This is a genomic window from Stenotrophomonas sp., from assembly GCF_059505245.1.
Genome location: NZ_JCACKF010000015.1, coordinates 26630 through 49211, shown reverse-complemented (window position 1 = coordinate 49211; position 22582 = coordinate 26630). Strand labels below are relative to the sequence as shown.

Annotated in this window: 19 protein-coding genes; 11 read left to right on the top strand and 8 right to left on the bottom strand. The window is 67.4% G+C overall.

Going from position 1 to position 22582, the window contains the following annotated elements; all coding sequences use genetic code 11:
- The first annotated feature begins 227 nt into the window (after positions 1-227).
- Both AC5JLE_RS06060 and AC5JLE_RS06055 read left to right on the top strand, forming a co-directional pair.
- Entirely contained in the window at positions 228-2282 is a 2055-nt protein-coding gene (locus tag AC5JLE_RS06060; RefSeq protein WP_496065117.1) for a glycoside hydrolase family 97 protein, read from the top strand.
- A 275-nt stretch (positions 2283-2557) separates the two neighbouring features.
- The gene (locus AC5JLE_RS06055; RefSeq protein WP_241884098.1) at positions 2558-5314 is read left to right on the top strand and encodes a TonB-dependent receptor; all 2757 of its coding nucleotides are present in this window, start codon (positions 2558-2560) and stop codon (positions 5312-5314) included.
- A 211-nt stretch (positions 5315-5525) separates the two neighbouring features.
- Here the strand turns inward: AC5JLE_RS06055 and AC5JLE_RS06050 are convergent, their stop codons facing one another.
- Entirely contained in the window at positions 5526-7139 is a 1614-nt protein-coding gene (locus tag AC5JLE_RS06050; protein WP_032957799.1) for an alpha-glucosidase family protein, read from the bottom strand.
- A 214-nt stretch (positions 7140-7353) separates the two neighbouring features.
- Between AC5JLE_RS06050 and AC5JLE_RS06045 the strand changes: the two genes are divergently transcribed.
- The gene (locus AC5JLE_RS06045; RefSeq protein WP_005408451.1) at positions 7354-8352 is read left to right on the top strand and encodes a polyprenyl synthetase family protein; all 999 of its coding nucleotides are present in this window, start codon (positions 7354-7356) and stop codon (positions 8350-8352) included.
- Positions 8353-8481: 129 nt separating this feature from the next.
- Here the strand turns inward: AC5JLE_RS06045 and AC5JLE_RS06040 are convergent, their stop codons facing one another.
- Entirely contained in the window at positions 8482-9273 is a 792-nt protein-coding gene (locus tag AC5JLE_RS06040; protein WP_126411811.1) for a dienelactone hydrolase family protein, read from the bottom strand.
- A gap of 133 nt (positions 9274-9406) precedes the next feature.
- On the opposite strand from AC5JLE_RS06040, the gene AC5JLE_RS06035 reads away from it, so the two are divergent.
- Entirely contained in the window at positions 9407-10000 is a 594-nt protein-coding gene (locus AC5JLE_RS06035) for an SMI1/KNR4 family protein (protein WP_496065116.1), read from the top strand.
- 111 nt (positions 10001-10111) lie between these two features.
- Here the strand turns inward: AC5JLE_RS06035 and murD are convergent, their stop codons facing one another.
- The 3 genes from murD to AC5JLE_RS06020 all read right to left on the bottom strand — a co-directional run bounded on the left by murD (position 10112) and on the right by AC5JLE_RS06020 (position 15525).
- Positions 10112-11521, bottom strand: coding sequence for a UDP-N-acetylmuramoyl-L-alanine--D-glutamate ligase (gene murD / locus AC5JLE_RS06030; protein ID WP_496065115.1), 1410 nt, complete (start codon positions 11519-11521; stop codon positions 10112-10114).
- A complete protein-coding gene (murL, locus tag AC5JLE_RS06025) occupies positions 11502-12854 on the bottom strand; it encodes a UDP-N-acetyl-alpha-D-muramoyl-L-alanyl-L-glutamate epimerase (protein WP_014646280.1) in 1353 nt (450 codons plus the stop codon). The genes murD and murL overlap by 20 nt, the downstream gene beginning before the upstream one ends.
- 76 nt (positions 12855-12930) lie before the next feature.
- Entirely contained in the window at positions 12931-15525 is a 2595-nt protein-coding gene (locus AC5JLE_RS06020) for a bifunctional aspartate kinase/diaminopimelate decarboxylase (RefSeq protein ID WP_046429381.1), read from the bottom strand.
- A 75-nt stretch (positions 15526-15600) separates the two neighbouring features.
- On the opposite strand from AC5JLE_RS06020, the gene AC5JLE_RS06015 reads away from it, so the two are divergent.
- The gene (locus AC5JLE_RS06015) at positions 15601-16473 is read left to right on the top strand and encodes a PhzF family phenazine biosynthesis protein (RefSeq protein WP_014646278.1); all 873 of its coding nucleotides are present in this window, start codon (positions 15601-15603) and stop codon (positions 16471-16473) included.
- A gap of 130 nt (positions 16474-16603) precedes the next feature.
- On the top strand, positions 16604-17482 hold the full coding sequence (locus AC5JLE_RS06010; protein WP_100449582.1) for a PhzF family phenazine biosynthesis protein: 879 nt from the start codon (positions 16604-16606) through the stop codon (positions 17480-17482).
- A gap of 166 nt (positions 17483-17648) precedes the next feature.
- On the opposite strand, the gene AC5JLE_RS06005 is transcribed toward AC5JLE_RS06010, so the two are convergent.
- Positions 17649-18080 carry an OsmC family protein gene (locus AC5JLE_RS06005; protein ID WP_014646276.1) on the bottom strand — a complete coding sequence of 144 codons (432 nt, stop codon included), beginning with the start codon at positions 18078-18080 and terminating at the stop codon, positions 17649-17651.
- A gap of 371 nt (positions 18081-18451) precedes the next feature.
- Here AC5JLE_RS06005 and AC5JLE_RS06000 point away from each other — a divergent pair, with 371 nt between their 5' ends.
- From AC5JLE_RS06000 to AC5JLE_RS05985, 4 genes are all read left to right on the top strand, one after another.
- On the top strand, positions 18452-18850 hold the full coding sequence (locus AC5JLE_RS06000) for an HU family DNA-binding protein (protein ID WP_010483539.1): 399 nt from the start codon (positions 18452-18454) through the stop codon (positions 18848-18850).
- Positions 18851-19104: 254 nt separating this feature from the next.
- A complete protein-coding gene (locus AC5JLE_RS05995) occupies positions 19105-19413 on the top strand; it encodes a DUF3861 family protein (RefSeq protein ID WP_014646275.1) in 309 nt (102 codons plus the stop codon).
- Positions 19414-19469: 56 nt separating this feature from the next.
- The gene (locus AC5JLE_RS05990) at positions 19470-20015 is read left to right on the top strand and encodes a hypothetical protein (RefSeq protein WP_414614207.1); all 546 of its coding nucleotides are present in this window, start codon (positions 19470-19472) and stop codon (positions 20013-20015) included.
- Positions 20016-20097: 82 nt separating this feature from the next.
- The gene (locus tag AC5JLE_RS05985; protein ID WP_014036282.1) at positions 20098-20694 is read left to right on the top strand and encodes a YceB family lipoprotein; all 597 of its coding nucleotides are present in this window, start codon (positions 20098-20100) and stop codon (positions 20692-20694) included.
- 72 nt (positions 20695-20766) lie between these two features.
- Here AC5JLE_RS05985 and AC5JLE_RS05980 read toward each other — a convergent pair whose 3' ends face one another.
- Positions 20767-21309 carry a type 1 glutamine amidotransferase domain-containing protein gene (locus AC5JLE_RS05980; RefSeq protein ID WP_032957815.1) on the bottom strand — a complete coding sequence of 181 codons (543 nt, stop codon included), beginning with the start codon at positions 21307-21309 and terminating at the stop codon, positions 20767-20769.
- Between the two features lie 127 nt (positions 21310-21436).
- Complete coding sequence (locus AC5JLE_RS05975; RefSeq protein ID WP_012479369.1) at positions 21437-21904, bottom strand: SET domain-containing protein; 468 nt, start codon at positions 21902-21904, stop codon at positions 21437-21439.
- Between the two features lie 209 nt (positions 21905-22113).
- On the opposite strand from AC5JLE_RS05975, the gene AC5JLE_RS05970 reads away from it, so the two are divergent.
- Positions 22114-22569: an SUF system Fe-S cluster assembly regulator gene (locus AC5JLE_RS05970; RefSeq protein ID WP_005408436.1), complete on the top strand. Its 456-nt coding sequence runs from the start codon at positions 22114-22116 to the stop codon at positions 22567-22569.
- The last annotated feature ends 13 nt before the right edge of the window (positions 22570-22582 follow it).

Genomic DNA, 22582 nt, shown 5'->3' with positions numbered 1-22582 from the left:
GACCGGCTTGCGCCCGTCGGCCTCCCTCCCTCTCTGCACGCGTTGTAGGTCCGCACCGTCGTTGCCGGCGGGCGGGCGCGGCCCCTCCCTCAAGGTGCCTGGGCCCCATGGTAGACGCGGGGCTGTCGGCTGCGTCCAGTTGCATACGTATTCATGGCATCGCGCGGTGGCGCGCCCGCCGCGCTGGCTTATGGTCCGGGTCTGCCAACGGCGCCTTGGGAGGGGAATTGCCGATGTCATCCACTGCTGTACGCGCGGTGTTCGCGCACATGCTCGGCCTGGCCCTGATCGGGTGGGCCACGCTGGTACAGGCCGCGCCACAGGTGGCCAGCGTCGAATCGCCGGGCAAGGTATTGAAGGTCAGTCTGCTGCTGGACGGCGGCACCGCCCGCTACCGTGTCGAGCGCCTGGGCGACACCGTGGTGGAGGATTCGAAGCTTGGCTTTGCCCTGCGCGACGGTCGCCTGGACCGCGATTTCGCCCTGCTTGGCCAGCAGCGGCGCAGCGTCGACGACACCTGGGAGCAGCCGTGGGGCGAGCGCCGGCTCACCCGCAACCACTTCAACGAGCTGACCGTGCAGTTGGCTGAAACCACCGGCCGCAAGCGGCGGCTGGATGTGGTGTTCCGCGTCTACGATGATGGCCTTGGCTTCCGCTATGTGTTCCCTGAACAACCGAACCTGCGCGAAGCCATCATCGATGACGAACTGACCGAGTTCGCCATCGCGCCCGAATCAACCGCCTGGTGGATTCCCGCCGGCGAACCGATCCACTACGAATACCTGTATCAGCGCACGCCGCTGCGCGAAGTGCCGCTGGTGCATACGCCGATGACCCTGCGCAGCCGCGATGGCCTGCATCTGGCGATCCACGAGGCAGCGCTGGTGGACTATGCCGGCATGTGGCTGCGGCGCACCGAGGGGCAGCGCCTGCGCGCGCAGCTGTCGCCCTCGGCCGAAGGCTGGAAGGTACGCCGCACCCTGCCCTTCGCCACGCCGTGGCGCACGCTGCAGATCGCCGATCGTGCCGGTGGCCTGGTCGAATCGGACCTGATCCTCAACCTCAATGAACCCAACGCGCTGGGCGATGTGAGCTGGGTGAAGCCGGCCAAGTACCTGGGCGTGTGGTGGTCGATGCACCTGGACAACGAGAGCTGGGCAACCGGACCGAAGCACGCGGCCACCACCGCCAAGACCAGGAAGGTGATCGACTTCGCCGCCGCGCATGGCTTCCGTGGCGTGCTGGTGGAAGGCTGGAACCCGGGCTGGGACGGCAACTGGGTGGGCAATGGCTACGACTTCGATTTCACCCGTGCCACGCCCGATTTCGATATCGAAGCGCTGTCGGCGTACGGCCTGAAAAAGGGTGTGCACCTGATCGGCCACCATGAAACCGGCTGCGCCATCGAGCACTACGAGGACCAGTTGGGCGCCGCGCTGGACCTGTACGCACGACTGGGCGTGGACCAGTTCAAGACCGGCTACGTCTGCGACGACGGCCAGGTCGACCGCCGCAATCCGGCCGGGGGCCCACTGTGGCGTGAGTGGCACGACGGGCAGTTCATGGCCCGCCACCACCTGAAGGTGGTGCAGGAAGCCGCGCGCCGGCACCTGTCGGTCAACCCGCATGAGCCGATAAAGGATACCGGCCTGCGCCGCACCTATCCCAACTGGATCTCACGCGAAGGCGCGCGCGGCATGGAATACAACGCCTGGGGCCAGCCGCCGAACCCGCCGGAGCATGAGGTCAACCTGGTGTTCACCCGCATGCTGGCCGGGCCAATGGATTACACCCCCGGCATCCTCAGCCTGAAGGGCCGCCACGGCCAGGCCATTCCCAGCACGCTGGCCCGCCAGCTTGCCCTGTACGTGGTGCTGTACAGCCCGATCCAGATGGCCGCGGACCTGCCCGAACACTACCTGCAGCATCGCGAGGCGTTCCGTTTCATCGAGGACGTGGCGGTGGACTGGGAGCAGAGCCGCGTGCTCGATGGCGAAGTGGGTGACTACGTGACGATCGTGCGCCGCGACCGCAACAGCCGCGACTGGTTCCTCGGCAGCATCACCGACGAACACGGCCGCGTGCTGCCGGTACCGCTGGGCTTCCTGGAGCCAGGCGTGCGCTATCGCGCCGAGATCTACCGCGATGGTGAAGGCGCTGATTTCCGCAGCAACCCGTTCGCGTTCGCACGCGAAACCCGCGAGGTGACCAGTGCCGATGCACTGACGCTGGTGCTGGCACCGGGCGGTGGGCAGGCCATTCGCTTCACGCCCATCCATTGAACGTTTTCCTACCTGCGCTCCCGTAGCGCCCGAGCCCATGCTCGGGCGGCGGTGCGTAGCACCGAAACGCAGCCGAGCATGGGCTCGGCTCTACCGAACAAGGCACCTGAAAGCGATTACAACCCTGCAGACGCCATTGAATACGTATGCAGGGTGATTCCCGCGAAGAACGCGCTGCCTACCATAGCGGCGACGACAGCGGCCACCGCGTCGCACGTTCACGGCCCCGCCGGAACGCTCACAAATCGATCTGCAACATTGCCTGGGAGGGGAAAATGTTGAACCACAAGCGCAGCGCGCTGAGCATCGCGCTGGCCGTTGTCCTGGCGCCGACGCTGGCGTCGGCACAGTCCACGCAGAACACCACCACGCCGGCCGGCACCGCCGCCACCAACCTGGATACGGTGCAGGTCACCGGCATCCGCCGCGGCATCGAGAGCGCGATCGCGGTCAAGCAGGACGCCACCTCGGTGGTCGAGGCAATCTCCGCTGAAGACATCGGCAAGCTGCCCGACGTCAGCATCGCCGAATCCATCTCGCGCCTGCCCGGCCTGGCCGCCCAGCGCGTGGCCGGGCGTGCGCAGGTGATCAGCGTGCGCGGCCTGTCGCCGGACTTCGCCACCACCCTGCTCAATGGCCGCGAAGTGGTCAGCACCGGCGACAACCGCGGCGTCGAGTTCGACCAGTACCCGTCCGAGCTGGTCAACGGCGTGACGGTGTACAAGACCCCGGACGCGGCGCTGGTCGGCCAGGGCCTGTCGGGCACCATCGACATGCAGACCGCGCGCCCGCTCAGCTTCGGCGAGCGCGTGATCGCGGTCAGTGGCCGCTACCAGAAGAGCTCGCTGGGCCGCGCCGCCAACACCGATCCGTACGGCAACCGCTTCAGCGCCAGCTACATCGACCAGTTCCTGGACAAGACCCTGGGCATCGCCATCGGCTACGCGCACAGCGACATGCCGATCCAGGAGAACCAGGTCGGCCTGTACGAGCCGTGGACCACCGAGCACACCGACAAGGGCGACCGCCCGGGCGTGGGCGCCGGCACCTACTTCTCCGATGGTATCAAGGCGCTGCGCCGCACCGGCAACAACAAGCGCGACGGCGTGATGGCCACGATCCAGTTCCGCCCGAACAACAGCTGGACCAGCACCTTCGATGCCTTCCACACCGAAGCCGAGCAGATCGACACCGCCAACCAGTTCGAGCTGAACCTCAGCAACTACAACGGCAACTACACCCCGGGCCTGCTGGTCAGCAACCCGCATGTCAACGCCAACGGCTCGTTCACCGGCGGCACCGCCAGCGGCGTGTATCCGCTGGTGCGCGGCATGTACAACAAGCGCAAGGACAAGATCGATGCGTTCGGCTGGAACAACGAGTTCAACTTCGGCGGCGTCAAGCTGGTCGCCGACCTGAACTACTCCAAGGCCACGCGCGACGAGCTGAACCTGGAAAACAACCTGCAGCTGACCCCGATGCCGCAACTGGATACGGTCGGCGTGTCGATCCGCCAGGACGGCTTCTCGCAGATCAGCCCGGGCCTGAACTACTCCAACCCCGATGCGCTGTTCCTGACCAACACGATCTACGGCTCCGGCTACGGCAAGGTGCCGCAGGTGGAAGACCGCCTGAAGGGCGGCAAGCTGGCTGCCACCATCGCCCTTCCTGATGCCATCGCCTCATGGGCACCGGACATCGACATCGGCGTGAACTATGCCGACCGCCGCAAGGTGAAGACCCAGTCCGAAGGCAACATCCTGCTCGGCGCACAGGGCGATGCCAACATCGCCTCGGACCTGCAGTACCGTCCGGTGGACCTGGGCTTCGCCGGCCTCGGCACCATTCCGGCCTGGAACGTACCGGCCGCTGTGGGTCGTTACATGACCTTCAACCCGGTCGACAACCTGGACTACCTGATCCCCAAGTCGTGGACGGTCGAAGAGAAGATCACCACCGCCTGGGCGCGCCTGAACATCAACACCGACATCGGTGAAGTGGGCGTGCGCGGCAACATCGGCGTGCAGATGCAGCACACCGACCAGAGCTCGGATTCGCGCTACTGGGACAGCTCGCAGTCAGCCGGCAACAACGTGCAGCCGTATTCGAACGGCCGCACTTACAACGACTGGCTGCCGAGCTTGAACCTGGCCTTCATGTTCCCCCACCAGCAGACGCTGCGCTTCGCCGCCGCCAAGCAGGTCGCGCGCCCGCGCGTGGACCAGATGCGCGCCGGCCTGGAGTTCGGCGTGGATACCGGCACCGGCCGGCCGGGCGGCAGTGGTGGCAATCCGCTGCTGGATCCGTGGCGCGCCACCGCGCTGGACCTGTCCTATGAGAAGTACTTCGGCGAGAAGGCCTACGTGGCTGCCGCGATCTTCTACAAGGACCTGAAGAGCTACGTCTATACCCAATCGGTGGACAACTACGACTTCACCGCGCTGCTGGGCAGCTACGTGCCGCCGCCGGGCATGACCGCGCCGGTGCTGACCACCGGCACCTTCTCCGCGCCGCAGAACGGCAAGGGCGGCACGTTGAAGGGCCTGGAACTGACCGCATCGTTCCCGCTGGACATGCTGACCGACAGCCTGCGTGGCTTCGGCCTGCAGGCCAGCGCGACCTTCAACAAGAGCGACATCACCATCCTGGATCCGGAGAGCGCCTCCAGCGTGGGCAGTGACCCGATCAGCCTGCCGGGCCTGTCCAAGCGCGTGTACAACTTCACTGCCTATTACGAGCGCAGCGGTTTTGAAGCACGCGTCAGCCAGCGCCGGCGGTCGGACTTCATCGGTGAGATCGGCAACTTCAACGGCAACCGCAGCCTGCGCTATGTCGTCGGCGAAAACGTGACCGATGCGCAGGTCAGCTACACCTTCAGCGACAGCAGCGCCCTGCGTGGCCTGACCCTGCTGCTGCAGGGCAGCAACCTGACCAACGAGCCGTACCGCACCTACGCCGGCAGCAAGGACCGCCCGCTGGAGTACATCGAATGGGGCCGCACCTACATGCTGGGCGTGAACTACAAGTTCTGAGGCAGCGCCGGGCCCTGCCCGGCAGCCCGGACCCGGTAGTGCCGGCCGCTGGCCGGCAACAGAAAACAGGGAGCAGGACCGGAAACCCGCTGCGCAGGCAGCGGGTTTTCCTTTGCGCGGATGCCGGCCGCTGGTCGGCAAGGCCCAGCCACAAAAAAGGGACGGGGCGCTTCGGCCCCGTCCCCGCAAGTACCGCCACCGGAGAAAACGGTCAGCTGCGTCGGGCGCAATACACCGCGCGTGGCGGCAGCTGGAGTTCATTGCCCTGCACCGTGCCCGCATCCGGGCCCGGTACCACCACCTGCTGCCAGTTGCCCGGCGGCAGCGGATGGCTCACCGCTTCGGCCGACAGGTTGAAGGCCAGCAGGAGGGTTTCATCTGCAAGCATACGCTCGAACAGCAGCACGGGCTCGGCGCTTTCAAGAAATCTGATGCTGCCATGCAGGAGGGCCGGCTGGGTATGCCGCCAGGCCAGAAACGCGCGGAACGCCGCCAGCACCGAATGCGGGTCGCGCTCCTGCACGGCGACCGCCGCGGCCCGGTGTTCGGCCGGGATCGGCAGCCAGGGCTGGCCGGTGGTGAAGCCGGCCAGCGGTGCATCGGTCCACGGCAGCGGGGTACGGCAGCCGTCACGGCCCTTGAAATTCGGCCAGAAGGTGATGCCATAGGGGTCCTGCAGGGCCTCGAACGGCACCTCGGCCTCGGCCAGGCCCAGCTCCTCGCCCTGGTACAGGCAGACCGAACCGCGCAGCGAGCACAGCATCGCCACCAGCATCCGCGCCAGGCGCGGGTCGGCGGGGTGGCCGCCCCAGCGGCTGACCGCGCGCTCCACATCGTGGTTGGACACCGCCCAGCACGGCCAGCCTTCGGTCATCGCTGCTTCCAGGCGCGAGACCGTATCGCGGATGTAGGCCGCACTGTAGTCGTCCACCAGCAGCTCGAAGCTGTAGCCCATGTGCAGGCGGCCATCGCGGGTGTACTCGGCCGTGGTGGCCAGCGAGTCTTCCGACGAGATCTCGCCCAGGCTGACCGCCCCCGGGTATTCGTCCAGCAGCGCGCGCAGGCGCTCCAGGAACGGCAGGTTCTCCGGCTGCGTGTTGTTGTAGTAGTGGTACTGGTAGGCGTACGGGTTGTCCGGGCTGAAGCCGCGCCCCACCCGCTTGTCGGCGGGCTTGGCCGGGTTGTCACGCAACTGTGCGTCGTGGAAGCAGAAGTTGATCGCATCCAGGCGGAAGCCATCCACGCCGCGGTCGAGCCAGAAGCGCACGTTGTCCAGGGTCGCCTGCTGCACGTCCGGGTGATGGAAATTCAGGTCCGGCTGGTCGACCAGGAAGTTGTGCAGGTAGTACTGCTCACGGCGCGGCTCCCACTGCCAGGCGCAGCCGCCGAACAGCGACAGCCAGTTGTTGGGCGGGGTGCCATCCTCGCGCGGGTCGGCCCAGACGTACCAGTCGGCCTTCGGATTGCTGCGGTCCTGGCGGCTCTCACGGAACCACGCATGCTCGATCGAAGTGTGGCTCAGCACCTGGTCGATCATCACCTTCAGGCCCAGGCCGTGGGCCTTGGCCAACAGGCGGTCAAAGTCGTCCAGGCTGCCGAACAACGGGTCGACATCGCGGTAATCGGCGATGTCGTAGCCGAAGTCGGCCATCGGCGACCTGAAGAACGGCGAGATCCAGATCGCATCCACGCCCAGCGCGGCAATGTGGTCCAGGCGCTGGATGATGCCGGGCAGATCGCCCACGCCATCGCCGTTGGCATCAAGGTAACTGCGCGGGTAGATCTGGTAGATGACGGCTCCGCGCCACCATGGATAGTGCGACATCGACAGCCCCCCTCCGGGCATGCGGGACCCGCCGGCAGCGGGCCGAAATCCTGATCCGGCAAGCTTAGCGGCGGGCTCCCAGGCATGGCGCAACCTGCATACGTATTCACGCGGAGGGCCGCGCAGGCCGGGCTGGAATTGCCGCTCGGGCCGGTTTGCGCCCGAATTCACGGCCAGCGCCTATAATCGGTGGTGAGCCTGAAAGCCTGATCGCATGACCATCACCGAAGACACCCGTCCCGCCCTGGGCCTGCCCCAGATCCAGTCGCTTGCCGCGGCCGACATGGCCGCCGTCGACGCCCTGATCCGGCGCCGGCTGTCCTCGGACGTCGTGCTGATCAACCAGATCGCTGACCACATCATTTCCGCCGGCGGCAAACGCCTGCGCCCGATGCTGGTGATGCTGGCCGGCCATGCGGTCGGCCAGGCCGGTCCGGAGCACCACCAGCTGGCGGCGATCATCGAGTTCATCCACACCTCCACCCTGCTGCACGACGACGTGGTGGACGAATCCAGCCTGCGCCGTGGCCGCAGCACCGCCAACGCACTGTGGGGCAACGCGCCCAGCGTGCTGGTCGGCGACTTCCTGTACTCGCGCAGCTTCCAGCTGATGGTCGAGCTGGAGCGCATGCCGGTGATGCAGATCCTGGCCGACGCCACCAACCGCATCGCCGAGGGTGAAGTGCTGCAGCTGCTGCACGTACACAACCCGGATACCGACGAAGCCGCCTACCTGCGCGTGATCGAGCGCAAGACCGCGGTGCTGTTCGCCGCCGGCACCCGCCTGGGCGCGCTGGCCAGCGGCGTGGATGAAGCGACCCAGCAGGCCCTGTTCGACTACGGCATGCACCTGGGCTACGCGTTCCAGATCGCCGACGACGTGCTGGACTACTCGGCCAACGCCGAGGAGCTGGGCAAGAACCTGGGCGACGACCTCGCCGAGGGCAAGGCCACGCTGCCGCTGATCCACGCGATGGCCCACTCCGACGACGCCACCCGCGAGCGCCTGCGCACCATCGTGCAGGACGGTGACGCCTCGGCGATGCCGGAAGTGCTGGCCGCGATCCGCGCCACCGGCGGCCTGGAGTACAGCCGCGCGCGTGCAGAGGAATATGCCGAAGCCGCCGAGCGCGCGCTCGATGGCCTGGGCGACAACGATGCCGTGGCCGCCCTGCGCGGCCTGGCCCGCTACGCGGTGCAGCGCTCGCATTGACCGGCTGAGGTGTGCCGACCAACGGTCGGCACTGAAGCATCGGTAGTGCCGGCCGCTGGCCGGCATTCCCGATGACATCCGCAGCATCATGAGGTTGCCGGCCAGCGGCCGGCACTACCACTGCACGAATCAACGTTTCTCGAAGCGTTCCTCGAAGAACTCATCCAGCGCCTTCCATGCGCGCTTCGCCGCCCGCTCGTTGTACTGGCACCCCGGCGGACTGTTGGCATCGCGCTCGGCGAAGCAGTGCACCGCACCGCTGTAGTTGGTGAACTCCCACTCGACCTTGGCCGCGTCCATTTCCTTCTGGAAGCCAGCGATGTCCTCGGCGGTCACGCTCCTGTCGTCGGCGCCGTTGAGCACCAGCACCGACGGATGGCTGCCACCGGCCTGCGCCGGCAGCGGTGAACCCAACCCACCGTGCAGGCTGACCACACCGGCCAGCGGCGCACCGGCACGGGCCAGTTCCAGCACCGTGGTGCCGCCGAAACAGAAGCCCACCGCGCCGATCCGGCCGGCATCGAGCGGCACCTTGCCCGCCTGCGCCCTGAGCACGTTCACCGCCTCCAGCGCACGTGCGCGCAGCAGCGGCCTGTCATTGCGCAGCTTGGTTGCCACCGGCCCGGCCTCGGCATCGGTCTTCGGCCGCACGCCCTTTCCGTAGACATCGGCCACCAGCACCACGTAATCATCGCCGGCCAGCTGCTTGGCCTTTTCGACCGCCGATTCGTTCACGCCCTTCCAGTTCGGCACCATCACCAGACCCGGGCGCTTGTCGTTGTCGCCGTCGTCATAGACCAGCACGCCACTGAAGGTCGTGCCCTGGTGTTTCCATTCCACCGGCTGGGTCTTCATCGCCGCCCACGCCGGCATCGCCGCCAGCCCCAGGATCACCGCCACACCGCATCGCCAACGATTCATGCGCCTGCTCCGCAAGAAAAAGGGGACGGAGGGGATTAAGCCGCATTTGCCCCTCCCGCGTCGCATTCTGTATTGGCGACGTGACGCAGGTGTGGTTGGATACGACTTAATCCCCTCCGTCCCCTTTTTCCGTATGAACGTTGTTGACCGCTTTCTGTCTGGCCTGAACCCGCGCCTGCCTGCTGATGGCGCCGCGCAATGGATCCACGTCCAGGGCGCCAGCGCCGAAGACCTGCAGCGCCTGCGTGTGCAGTGGCCGCAGGTGCCGGACAGCCTGGTCGAACTGCTGTCGCGCGTGGATGGCACCCACTTCCGCGAATACCCCGGCGGCGAGGTCTGCGTGCTGATGCTCGGCTCGGACGTTGAGGACGGCGGCTATCCGTACTACCTGCGCTCGGTCGCGCAGATCTTCGAGGACCAGCACCAGTGGGACGACAGCATCCGTTCCATCTATGAAGAGTGGCTGGATGACGAACCGGAGATCCTCGGCGAGGGCATCGACGCGGATCTGCCGATGAGCCGTCGGCTGTGCTTCTCGCACTGCATGAACAATGGCGGCACCTCGATGCTGTACCTGGATTTCGATCCCGCACCGGGCGGTACGGTCGGCCAGGTGGTGCGCTACCTGCATGATCCGGACAGTTACGCGGTGATCGCGCCCAGCTTCGACGCCTACCTGCAGCAGCTGATTGACGGCGCTTACGCGTTCATCGATCAGGACTACTGAAATCCAGCCGAGCATGGGCTCGGCTCTACAGTAGATCCACGCCATGCGTGGATAGCTGCACAGGATCCCGCCGGGGTCAGAGCCCTTTCCTGCGGAAAGGGATCCGACCCCTCACCCGATGCCCAACCCCGGAATCGCGCTGATGCTGTCCGGATCGAAGCCGGCCAGCTCGGCGAAATGACGTCCGCGCGCCACGTAGTCGCGGTACGCACCAAAGCTCGGTGCACCCGGCGACAGCAGCACCACCCCGCACTGTTCGCCCAGCGCGGCGCGCGCCAAGGCCATCGCCTCGGCGAGATCGCCCGCCGCATGCAGGCCGAAGCGACCGGCGTCGGCCAGCGGCTGCAGCATCGCGTGGATGCGCGGGCCGTTGCTGCCCATGGTCACGATCTCCACCGGCGGCACATCGTGCGCCATGTGCTGCATGAAATCGGTCCAGTCCAGGCCACGGTCATGCCCGCCGACCAGCAGCGCGATGCGCTGGCCGGCGAAGCACTCCAGCGCAGCCAGGCTGGCATGCGGCGTGGTGCTGATCGAATCGTTGACGTAGGTCAGGCCATCGGCCACGCCGATGCGCTGCAGGCGGTTGGGCAGCGGACGGAAGTCCTGCACCGCCGGCGCAAGCGCCGCGCCATCCAGCCCCAGCGCTTCCAGCGCGGCCAGCACCGCGCACAGGTTGCCACGGTTGTGGCGGCCCGGTAGCGGCGTGTTGCGGGTATCAAACACGGCCTGCTCACCGCGATGCACGATGTCGCCGCGCATGTGCCAGCCCTGCGGCTGGTTGAACCAGACCACTTCGCTGTCAGGCAACGACAGCGCGGCAAGACGCGGATCGGCGGCATTAAGCACGGCGATGCGCGGTGCGGCTTCAGTCACCAGCCGCAGCTTGTCTTCGATGTAACGCTGTTCGCTGCCGTGCCAGTCCAGGTGTTCCGGGAACAGGTTAAGCACCACCGCCACCTGCGGGCGGGCGCCACTGCGTGCCACCTCACCGGTCTGGTAGCTCGACAGTTCCACCGCCCAGTACTCGGGCGCGGGCTGGGGATCCAGCACTTCCAGCAGCGGCAGGCCGATGTTGCCGACCAGGCCGGTGCGGTGGCCGGCCGCGCGCAATAGATGCGCGACCAAGGCGGTGGTGGTGCTCTTGCCCTTGGTACCGGTCACGCACACGGTGTCGTGCACGATGCCATCGTCGGCCGCGTGTTCGGCGAACCACAGCGCGGTGCCACCGATGAAGCTGGTGCCCTGCCCTGCAGCCGCCAGCGCGATCGGCTGGTAGGGGCTGATGCCGGGCGATTTGATCACCACGTCGAACGCGGCCAGCGCTTCAGCGGAAGGCTCGCCACGCACGTCCAGCGCGCCCTTCGTTTCCGCACGCGCCGCCTCGACCTCGGACGCCGGGCAGAACAGGCTCAATGCCAGCGTGGGCAGGCGCGCGCGCAGCACCGCAAACGCGGCGCGGCCCTCACGGCCCCAGCCCCACAGCGCGACGCGCTTTCCTTCAAGCTTCGAAATCTTCACGCACCCGTTCCCACAGCGCAGCTGGAACACGGTGCTCGCCCTGCAGCTGCAGCAGCGGTGCCAGTTCCAGTTCGGCGGCATCCAGCTGCGGCTGGATCTCGTTGCAGAAGCGCTTCACCAGCACGTCTTCCTTCCACTCCGGGCGCTGTGCCAGGGTCGCCATCGCCGCACGCGATTCGCGGCCTTCGCCCACGCACTCGAACGGCTTGTGGTCCTGGAATTCCAGCAGCGCATCGAAGCCACCGGCCTGCTCGGCATCGTCCAGCAGGTTGCGGCCGAAGATGCGCACCAGGCGCGTCTTGGGCATGAACGGGGCCAGCGCCAGGAACACGAAATGGCATTTCGGGCAGACGCCGCACCAGCGGTTCACCGGGCGCTCGCCGAGGATGTGGAAGTTGCGGTTGCAACTGGAGAAATGCGCGTCGTAGAAGTCACTCTTGGCGAACTGGCGGGCCACCGCTAGCTCGGACATCGGGCGCAGCAGCGAGTAGTACTGCAGGTCCGCCGCCACGTACTTCTGCACATGGCTACCGAAGGCCTGCTCGCAGGCCCACCCCTTGGACCACTGGTGGTTCACTTCGCCGGTGCCTGGAATCTGGCTGCCGTAGCTGGCCGAGCGCTCGTTGGAGAACACGACCTGGTCCACGCCGTGCAGCAACGCGGCCAGCACCATGATCGCCGAGTTCACCACCGTCACCGGGATATGGCCGTTCCAGGCGCCCTGGCGGTTCAACTCGAACAGTTCCGGTGCCAGCGTGCGGCCCAGGTTCAAGGTCGGCAGGCCAGTGCGCTCGGCGCACGCACGGATCAGCTGCGAGCCACCGATCCAGGTCACGGTCTCGTCCACGCCGGCACGGCGCAGCGCTTCGATGCTGACCAGCGAGTCCTTGCCGCCGCCGATGGCCACCAGCGCGTGCGGCTGCAGGCCCAGCGCCGGCGCCTGCGCAGCTACGCCCTGCACCGGCAACCGGAAGCGGCCGCGCAGGTTCAGGCCGTTGCGGTAGGCGAATTCGCCCAGGCCGTTGAGGTAAATGGTCTCCACCAGCGCGGCGGTATCGGCATCGATGCTGTAGCTGTCGATGCTGACCGTATCCGGTACGCCGGCCTTGTAGTAGCTGACACCGGCGATCAGGTGCAGCAGCTGCAGCGCGCGCTGCACGGCGGCGCTACGCGCTTCGTCCAGCACGAACGGGGCGCCGGGCACGGTGATGGTTTCCACCATCTCCGGGCCGTCATCGAAGGCGTAGACCAGCCTGGCCACGCCGGTATCCGCGGCGAATTCGCAGCGGACGAAGCGGAAGCGGGAAACCTGGTGTTTGTCGAAAGCAGTCATGGTGTATCCGGTCAGGCACGGGCCCGCGCGATGGCGCGGGGCGTGTCGGTGGGCGGGTGCAGGGCGCGCGCGGTGGTCATTCGATCACGTCTTCGCGCGGCAGCATCCGCTGGTTGTAGGTGTTGGCCATCACATAGCCGTACGCGCCGGCGTCGGCGATCAGCATCACGTCGTCCGGCGCGGTTGACACCGGCAGCTTGCGGCGCTTGCCGAACACATCGCTGGATTCGCAGATCGGGCCGACCACATCGAACGCCGCTTCGGCATAACCACCCTGGCGGCTGAGATTCTCGATGTCGTGCCAGGCGTCGTACAGGGCCGGGCGCATCAGCGTGTTCATGCCGGCATCCAGGCCCACGCGGCGCACGCCGTCCTTTTCCACCACCTGGGTGGCATGGGTCAGCAGCACGCCCGATTCGGCCACCAGGTAGCGGCCCGGCTCGATCGCCAGGCGGAATGCCGGGTGCAGCGCCTTGACCTCGGCCAGGCCCTCGGCCCAGGCGTCCAGGTCGAACGGCTCGTCTTCGTCGCTGTACGGAATCGGCAGGCCGCCACCGATGTCGATGGTGTGCACGCTGCCGATGCGGCGGGCGAAGCCGGCCAGCTCATCGCACATCAGGCGCCAGTGCTGCGCGGTTTCCACGCCACTGCCCAGGTGCGCATGCAGGCCGACCACGCGGCTGCCCAGCTCGGTGGCCGCGCGCACGAACTCGTCCACGCGGGCGATCGGCAGGCCGAACTTGGACTCCTTGCCGCCGGTGCGGACCTTGGCATGGTGGCCTTCGCCACGCCCCAGGTCGACGCGCAGCCACAGCTCGCGGTTGCGGAACAGGTCCGGCCAGCGCTGCAGCGCTTCGACGTTGTCGACGGTGACGGTCACGCCAAGGGCGAACGCCGCCTCGTACTCGCTGCGCGGGCAGAAGCTGGGAGTGAACAGCACGCGCCGCGGCGACAGCTCCGGCAGGTGCTGGAACACATGCTTCAGCTCGCCGTACGAGACGCACTCCAGCCCGAAGCCCTCGGCTTCCAGCAGCTGCAGGATGGCCGGATGGCTGTTGGCCTTGATCGCGTAGTAACGCTGGTCGATCGGCTTGATCGCGGCCAGCGCGCGGGCGCGGGCGCGCACCGTCGGCAGGTGGTAGACATAGCGCGGCGTACCGGCATCGGCCAGCTGCAGCAGGTGCGCACGCTGGCCGCGCCACCAGGGCGTGCCGCGCGGGCGCACGGTGCCGGCAATCTCGCGCCAGCGCGGGCCGAACACTTCGGTTTCTTCCACCGGCATCGCACCGCTGTCGATCAGCTCGGCATGCAGGATCGGCAGCAGGCCATCGGCATCGGCCTCGTCGATGACGAAGGTCAGGTTCAGGTCGTTGGACGACTGCGAAATCATGTGCACGCGCTCGCGGCCGAAGGTGGCCCACACGTCCGACAGCTTGTGCAGCAGAGAACGCATGCCACGGCCGACCAGGGTGATCGCCGCGCACGGCACGATCACCTTCACCTTGCAGATCTGCGACAGGTCGGCCGACAGCGCGGCCAGCACATCGGTGTTGACCAGGTTCTCGGACGGATCCAGCGACACGGTGACGTTGGTCTCGGCCGAACCGATCAGGTCCACCGACAGGCCATGCTTCTTGAACAGGTTGAACACATCGGCCAGGAAGCCGACCTGCTGCCACATGCCGATGCCTTCCATCGACACCAGCACGATGCCGTTGCGGCGGCTGATCGCCTTGACGCCTGGTACCGGTGCAGCACTGCCGTCAATGCTGGTGCCCGGCAGTTCCGGACGCTCGGTATCGAGGATGGCCATCGGCACGCCTGCATCGCGGCACGGCTTGATCGAGCGCGGATGCAGCACCTTGGCACCAGTGGTGGCGATTTCCTGCGCCTCGTAGTAGTCCAGGCGGGTCAGCAGGCGCGCGTCCGGCACATCCTTCGGGTTGGCACTGAACATGCCCGGCACATCGGTCCAGATTTCCACGCGGCTGGCGCCGAGCAGCGCGCCGAAGTACGCCGCCGAGGTATCCGAGCCACCACGGCCGAGGATGGCGGTACCGCCATCGGCATGCCGCGAGATGAAACCCTGGGTGATCAGCAGGCGGGTCGGCTGCGCGCGGAAGCGCTGCATCCACTCCGCATCGGCACGCCACTGGCAGTTCACCGACAGGCGCTGTGACCAGTCGCTCTGGTTCGGCTGCGGCGGCATCGCGTCCAGCCACTGGCGGGCATCCATCCAGCCCATGTCCAGGCCCGAGGCGTGCAGGTAGGCCGCGCCCAGCGTGGACGACAACAGTTCGCCCTGGCCCAGCACTTCGGCCTGCCACTGCAGCGGACGGGTGGCCGCACGCGGGTCGTCGAGCAGGCCCTGCAGTGCCGCCAGGCGCTCGGCCAGTACTTCGCGGCCCAGGCCCAGTTCGGCCAGGAAGCCTTCATGGCGTTCGACCAGCGCGGCCACGCGATCACGGCTGTCCGGCGCGCCATCGGCGATCGCGGTCAGCTCGTTGGTGACCCCGGACAGCGCCGACACCACCACCAGCACGCGCGAGCCGGTCTCTTCCGCGCGTTTTTTCGCCAGCTTCCCGATCGTGTCCCAGCGGTGACGACGCGACACCGAAGTGCCGCCGAACTTCAGTACGATCCAACGATCGACAAGGGGGGAAGCTGACATGGATTGGCTATGTAGAATGTGGGGAAGCCGCCCTTGGGGGCGGAACCTTTGATTCTAAGCGCAATATCCCCGTAGATGGCCCTCCTCCGTTACCTGCAGCTCGATGTCTTCGCCTCCCGCCCCGGAACCGGGAATCCACTGGGTGCCCTCCTGGACGCCGATGCGCTCTCCGGCGAGCAGATGCAGGCCCTGGCCGCCTGGCTGAACCTGTCCGAGACGGTGTTCTTCCTGCGCCCCAGCGCGCCCGGCGCCGACTACCACATCCGCATCTTCACCCCGACCCGTGAGCTGGCCTTCGCCGGCCACCCGAGCGTCGGCGCGGCCTGGGCGGCGGTGAGCTGCGGCCTGGCCCAGCCTCGCGACGGCGCCCTGCTGCAGCAGTGCGCGGCGGGGGTGCTGCCCGTGCGGGTGAGCGGCCCGGCCGAGGCACTCCAGATCCAGCTGGCCAGCCCACCGGCGCGGCAGCTGGCGACTGGCGCAGATGCGGCACCCGAAACACTGCTGGCCCTCGCCGCCAACGGGCACGTGCCCGAACTCTGGGACAACGGCGCGCGCTGGTGGCTGCTGCCGCTGCGCGATGCCGCCGCTGTGCGCGGCCTGGCGCCAGACATGGCCGCCCTGCGTGACTGGAGCCTTGCCACCGAGGCCACCGGCGTGGCCGTATTCGCCGACGAAGCCGGTACCGACCACACCCGTGTGGTGCGCGCATTCTGCCCCGCCGATGCGGCCAGCGTGCCGGAAGATCCGGTCACCGGCAGCGCCAATGCCCTGATCGCTGCCTGGCTGCGGCAGCGCAACGCCCTGCCCGGCCGCGAGGGCCACTACGTGGCCAGCCAGGGCCGCGAAGTCGGCCGCGATGGCCACGTGCAGGTGCAGGTCGACGCGCAGGGCACGGTCTGGATCGGCGGCCAGGTGCAGCCGGTCATCGACGGCCACCTTCGCTGGTAGCGCACGAAAAAAGGGGACGGAGGGAATTAAGTCGCTTATGGCACTTGGGGCACAAGCGACTTAATTCCCTCCGTCCCCTTTTTTGTGCCCCGCGCTACGCTATGCCGCCTGTTTACTGGAGTCCTGCCTGATGTCCACCCGCCGTTTCCTGCAGCTGGATGTGTTCTCCCCGCGCGCCGGTGCCGGCAATCCGCTGGCCGTGGTGCTTGATGCCGAAGGCCTGGACGATGCCAGCATGCAGGCCATTGCGCGCTGGACGCGCCTACCCGAGACCACCTTCGTGTTCCCGCCGCAGGTCGCAGGCGCCAGCTACCGGCTGCGCATGTTCAGCCCACAGAAGGAGGTCCCGTTCGCCGGCCATCCCAGCGTCGGCACCGCGCATGCGGTGCTGCAGGCGGGCCTGGCCGCGCCAGTCGACGGCGTGCTCGTGCAGGACGGCATTGCCGGTGCGCTGCCGCTGCGCGTGAACGGCGAGGGCGCGCAGCAGCGCATTGCCATTCGCACCCCGCGCGCGCAGCTGGCGGAGATCGCCGAGGCCACCGACCCGCGCCTGCAGGCGGCGCTGAAGGATTGGCCGCTGGGCTCGCTGCCGCCGGCGCGCATGCAGGGCGGGCGCAGCTGGTGGGTGGTGCAGGTGGCCGATGAAGCGGCACTGCGCGCACTGCGCCCGGACTGGGACGCGGTCGCGGCTCTGGCCGAATCCACCGACAGCATGGGCGTGTTTGCCTACGCCTTCAGCGATGGCAGCGAGGGCTTCGATCTTGCAGTACGTGCCTTCGTCGGCAATGGACGCCGCTTCGAGGACGCCGCCTCCGGCGCGGCTAATGCCGTGCTGGCCGCGTGGCTGGACCTGCGCGATGCGCTGCCCCGAGGCCGTGCACCGTTCGAAGTCAGCCAGGGCCGCGAAGTCGGCCATGACGCGCGCCTGACCCTGCGGGTCGATGAAGACGGCGAGGTCTGGTCGGGCGGGCAGGTGCAGACGGTGATTACCGGCACCCTTGATTGGTGATCGCGCTGGCGGGGGGTAGAGCCGAAGGCAGCGGCAGGAGCCGCTGCCAACGTCGGACGCGACGGCCCGGAGGGTGGCGGCCAGGAAGGCCGCCATAATGCTGGCCGGCTGTTACATGGGCCTCGGCATCATGCGGTTGCCGGCCCGCGGCCGGCACTACCGTGGCTCAGCCCAGTTCGGCTTCCAGGCTGATCGGCACCGCGCTCAGCGCCTTGGACACCGGGCAGTTCTGCTTGGCGTCATCGGCAATGGCACGGAACTGTGCGGCGTCGATGCCCGGCACCACGGCCTTCACCTTCAGCCGGATCTGCGACAGCTGCGGCCCGCCCTCCAGGGACAGATCGACCTTGGCCTCGGTGTCCAGCGAGGTCGGGGTGAAGCCGGCCTCACCAAGCTTGGCCGACAGCGCCATGGTGAAACAGCCGGCGTGCGCGGCGGCGATCAGCTCCTCCGGATTGGTGCCCTTCTCGTCGCCGAAGCGGCTGTTGAAGCCGTAGCGGGTCTTGTCCAGCAGCCCGCTCTGCGGCGTGCTCAGCTGTCCCTTGCCCGACTTCAGATCGCCTTCCCAGTGCGCGGTGGCGTGTCGCGAGATTCCCATGTGCTGCTCCTGCGTGGCGGTGATGAACGGCCACTCTCGCACGGGACGCGTTAGCCCTGCGTCGCTCCGCCGCATGCCGCACGTCCGCCGGACATCGGACAGTTGGTCACTTCTTCGCCAGACCGACGTGGACTTTTCCCTTGTTTTCAGTGGTTTCGCACATTCCAGCAACGGGCAGGCAGCAGCCATCGCGCACGCTGCAGCGCCCCCGTCCCCCACCGCCGGCCATGTACTGAATCGGCCTGGATATGAAAAAACATGCACTTTCCGCGCTTCGGGCTATTGGCGGCGCCCGAGAGTTGCCCTACATTGCGCTTGCCGACGGGGTTCGGCGCCGACCACACAACCAACCGTTCACGGAACAGGAAACCATGGCAAAGACCGCTAAGAAGGCTGCCCCGAAGAAGGCAGTGAAGAAAGTCGCGACGAAGGCAGCCGCCAAGCCGGCCGCTCCGAAGCCGATCAAGGAAGTGCTGACCAAGTCCGGCCTGGTTGCACACATCGCTGAAGCCTCCGGCGTCATCGCCAAGGACGTCCGCGCTGTGCTGGCCTCGCTGGAAAGCGCCGTCGCCTCCTCGGTGCACAAGAAGGGCGCTGGCTCGTTCACCCTGCCGGGCCTGCTGAAGATCACCACCGTCAATGTGCCGGCCAAGCCGAAGCGCAAGGGCATCAACCCGTTCACCAAGGAAGAGCAGTGGTTCGCTGCCAAGCCGGCCACCACCAAGCTGAAGGTGCGTCCGCTGAAGAAGCTGAAGGACGCCGCGCTGTAAGCGCGCGCCCCAACGCGGATTCCGACGGGACGGCTCTGGCCGTCCCGTTTTTTTTGTCCGCACCACACCCCGCAACACAGCGTTGCCGCGGCCCCGGCAATCCCCGTACAGGCCCGCCAGCATTGGCTGCCGGTGCGCCGCAAAGGGCGCGGAACGTACCGGGTGGAACACTGCGTGCAGCGCCGGCCGTCGCCGCCAGCCGTGGCCTTGCCTATGGTGGGCACATCCTCCACAGCTACGGCGAGCACACCCTCATGGCCAGCCCCTCCACCCGCTACCGGATCTCGGTAACCCCGATCGAAAAGGACGGGCTGCAGTGCACCGGGCGCTGCACCATCGAACTGGAACACCGCGCCGGCCGCGACCTGATGCGCCTGCTGGAAGCGGCCCCGCGTACCGCCGGCATCAGTGGCGACGAGCGCGCGACCCTGGTGATCGCCACCCAGCTGCTGCGCGACATCGTACAGCGCCACGCCGAGACCGACGGCCACGCACTGGCCGCCATCGCCGGTCAGGTCCTGCCGGCGCTGGACGCGCTGGAGCAGCTGCCCTCCTCCCGCTGATAGCGGCGCAACCGATACACTGCCGCCCTCCAGGTTGCCTCGGGGAGGAGGCGGGCATGCGCAGGATCCTGTTCCTGATCGCACCACTGGTGCTGCTGGGTTGTTCACGCCCGGCGGCACAGACGAATGATCACATCGCGGCAGGGTCCGCTCCCGTCGCCGCAGCAGCGGACACCGGTACCGGCCCCGGTCCCGGTCCCGGTCCCGCAGCATTGCAGGCGAGCGATATGACGCTGCTGTCCGCCGTCGACGACGGCGCAGAGCCGCCCTCGACGATGCTCAACCGCTACGTGACGGCACTGCTCAACCGCGACCGCGCCGCCAGCGATGCTGCCTGGACGATCCCACCCGGCGACCCGCGGCATGCAGACGACGCCGCGCTGCGGCAGCTGCAGGACCTGCGCACGCTGCGCCTGCACAGCGATACCCCGATCGCCCGAGATGACCGGCAGCCACCGCGGCTGCTTGAAGTCCCTGTGCAGATCCGTGCGGTCACCGCCAATGGCACGTTCCGCTTCGGCGGCTGGTACCGCGTGCAGCCCAGCAGTGACGGCAGCGCCTGGCAGATCCAGTCGGCACAGCTGCGTCCAACGCTGGACTGAACCGTTGCAGCGGCATGCACGCGCGATTCAGCCTGCGCGGCTACTCTTTGATCCATCCATCTGCTTCCCACCGGTCACCGACATGCGCCTGCGTTCCCTGATGACCCGCCTCGCGGCCTCCACCGTGCTGATCGCCGCTGCGATCGGTGCTCAGGCGGCTCCCTCCATTTCCGGCCGCGAACTGTCGGTGGGCGCCAGCGACGTGCAGCAGTACCTCGATGGCAGCTTCCCGCGCACCCAGGACGCCCTCGGCGGCCTGATCGCCCTGACCATGAGCCACCCGCAGCTGAGCCTTCCGGCCGGCGAACGGTTGAACCTGGGCATGGACGTCGCGCTGGCCACCGCCGGCGGCAACCCGGCCCGACTGGGCACGGTGAAGCTCAGCAGCGGCCTGCGCTACGACGCGCAGACCCAGGGCTTTCACCTGCAGCAGCCGAGCGTGGATGACTTCACCCCGGCCAACCAGGGCGGCCGCCTCGACTCGCGCACCCGTGGCCTGCTCAATGCGTGGCTGAGCGACTACGCCCAGCGCGAACCGATCTACAAGCTGGACCCGGCCGTGGCCGGGGTGCTCGGCGCCCTGCAGGTGCAGTCGGCACAGGTGAAGAACGGCAAGCTGGTGGTCACTTTCAACCAGAACCTGGGCAACCTGGTACCGGCAGGCGTGCTGGGCAAATGAGGTGGTGCCGGCCGCTGGCCGGCAGCACGTCACTGCATCTGCCGGCCAGCGGCCGGCACTACCGGTAGCGCATCAGGCGGCAAGCGCTTTTACCACCGCCTCGCTGAAAGCCGGAATGTCATCCGGCTTGCGGCTGGTGATGACGTTGCCGTCGACCACCACCTCGGCATCGCGCCATGTCGCACCCGCGTTCGCCAGATCCTGCTGCAGGGAAGGCCAGGAGGTCAGCTCGCGGCCATCGGCCAGGCCGCTGTTGATCAGCAGCCACGGGCCATGGCAGATCGCCGCCACGGGCTTGCCGGCTTCATCCACTGAACGGATGAAGGCCAGTACGGCATCATCGGTGCGCAGTGTGTCCGGATTGATGACCCCGCCGGGCAGAACCACCGCATCGAAGCGTGCAGGATCCGCCTCATCCAACGGGATATCCACCGCGACGGCGTCGCCCCAGTTCTTCTCCTTCCAGCCCTTGATCGTCGCTTCCTTTGCGGGCGAGACCACGCTGACGCGCGCCCCTTCCGCTTCCAGCAAACGCTTGGGTTCGATCAGTTCAGACTGTTCGAAGCCGTGGGTGGCAAGGATGGCAATCTGCTTGCCCTTCAATCGCTCTGCCATGGAGGCACTCCGGTTGGGGGAGCCCACAGGATGGAAGAACGGCCCTTGCGCGGCGGTGACCCTGTCGTGCACGGCAGGTGGAGAGCCTTCAGGCAGTGCCGGCCGGCGGCCGGCACTACGGGCCCGATCAGCGCTTGGGCTGCAGCATCGTGCCGGTGCACTTGGGCGAGCCGCAACGGCACTCCCAGATCTTCTTCAGCTTGGCGGTGTGGCGCTCGGCCAGGGTGATGCCGTAGTTGTAGGTCAGCTCCTCGCCGGCCTTGATATCACGCAGTGCCTCGATGAACACCTTGTCGCCCCGGCTGTCGCCGTCCTCGTCCTCCTCGATCACCGCCTCGCAGTTCGGGTCGCAGCTGTGGTTTATCCAGCGCGCGTCGTTGCCCTTGTAGTTGGCGTCGATCACCCAGTCATCGTTGAGGGTGAACAGGAAGGTATGGCCACTTTCGACGTCGCCGCTGTCATCGGCATCGACATCACCGTGGCTGCGCAGCAGGCCCTTGTACTGGATCACGCGCTCGCCCTGCTTGATCGGGGCCACGGCAAACACGCCGTTGCCATGGATGGCGGACTTGCGGGCTTGGATCTTCTTCGGCATCGGCGCGGGCTGTTTGCAGCGAATGGAATGGGGATTCTCGCCCATTCCAGGTGATTGCGAAAATCACCCCGTTGGCGCAGCATTGCGCCCCGGCAACGGCCGCGGTGTGTCCTCCCGGCCTGGCCCAAGCGCCGGCTGAATGCCCGGGTTGGATGGTGGCGAATAAAAGCGTACAATTTCAGTCCGCTTTAAGAACCACTCGCATCCCCATGTTGCGCGTCACCAAACTCACCGATTACGCCACCGTCGTGCTGACCGTGCTGGCCGCCCGTCCGGGCGAAGTGCTCAGTGCCACCGAGCTGGCCGAATTCACCGGTCTGGAGCCGCCCACCGTCAGCAAGGTGCTCAAGCCACTGGCCCAGGCCGGCCTGGTCGAAGGCCTGCGTGGCGTCCGTGGCGGCTACCGCCTGACCCGCCCGGCCATCGAGATCTCGCTGTTCGAAGTGGTCGAAGCGATGGAAGGGCCACTGGCCCTGACCGAATGCAGCCACGACCACCACCAGTGCGGCATGGCGCCCAAGTGCGGCGCGCGCAGCAGCTGGCGGCTGATCAACGACGTGGTCTCCGAGGCCCTGCGCGATGTCACCCTCGCGCAGATCCTGCCCCCTCTCCCCCTTGCCGATGACGAACAGCGCCGCACCATCGCTGTCGACGTCGTCTCCTGATCCGTAGGCAGCC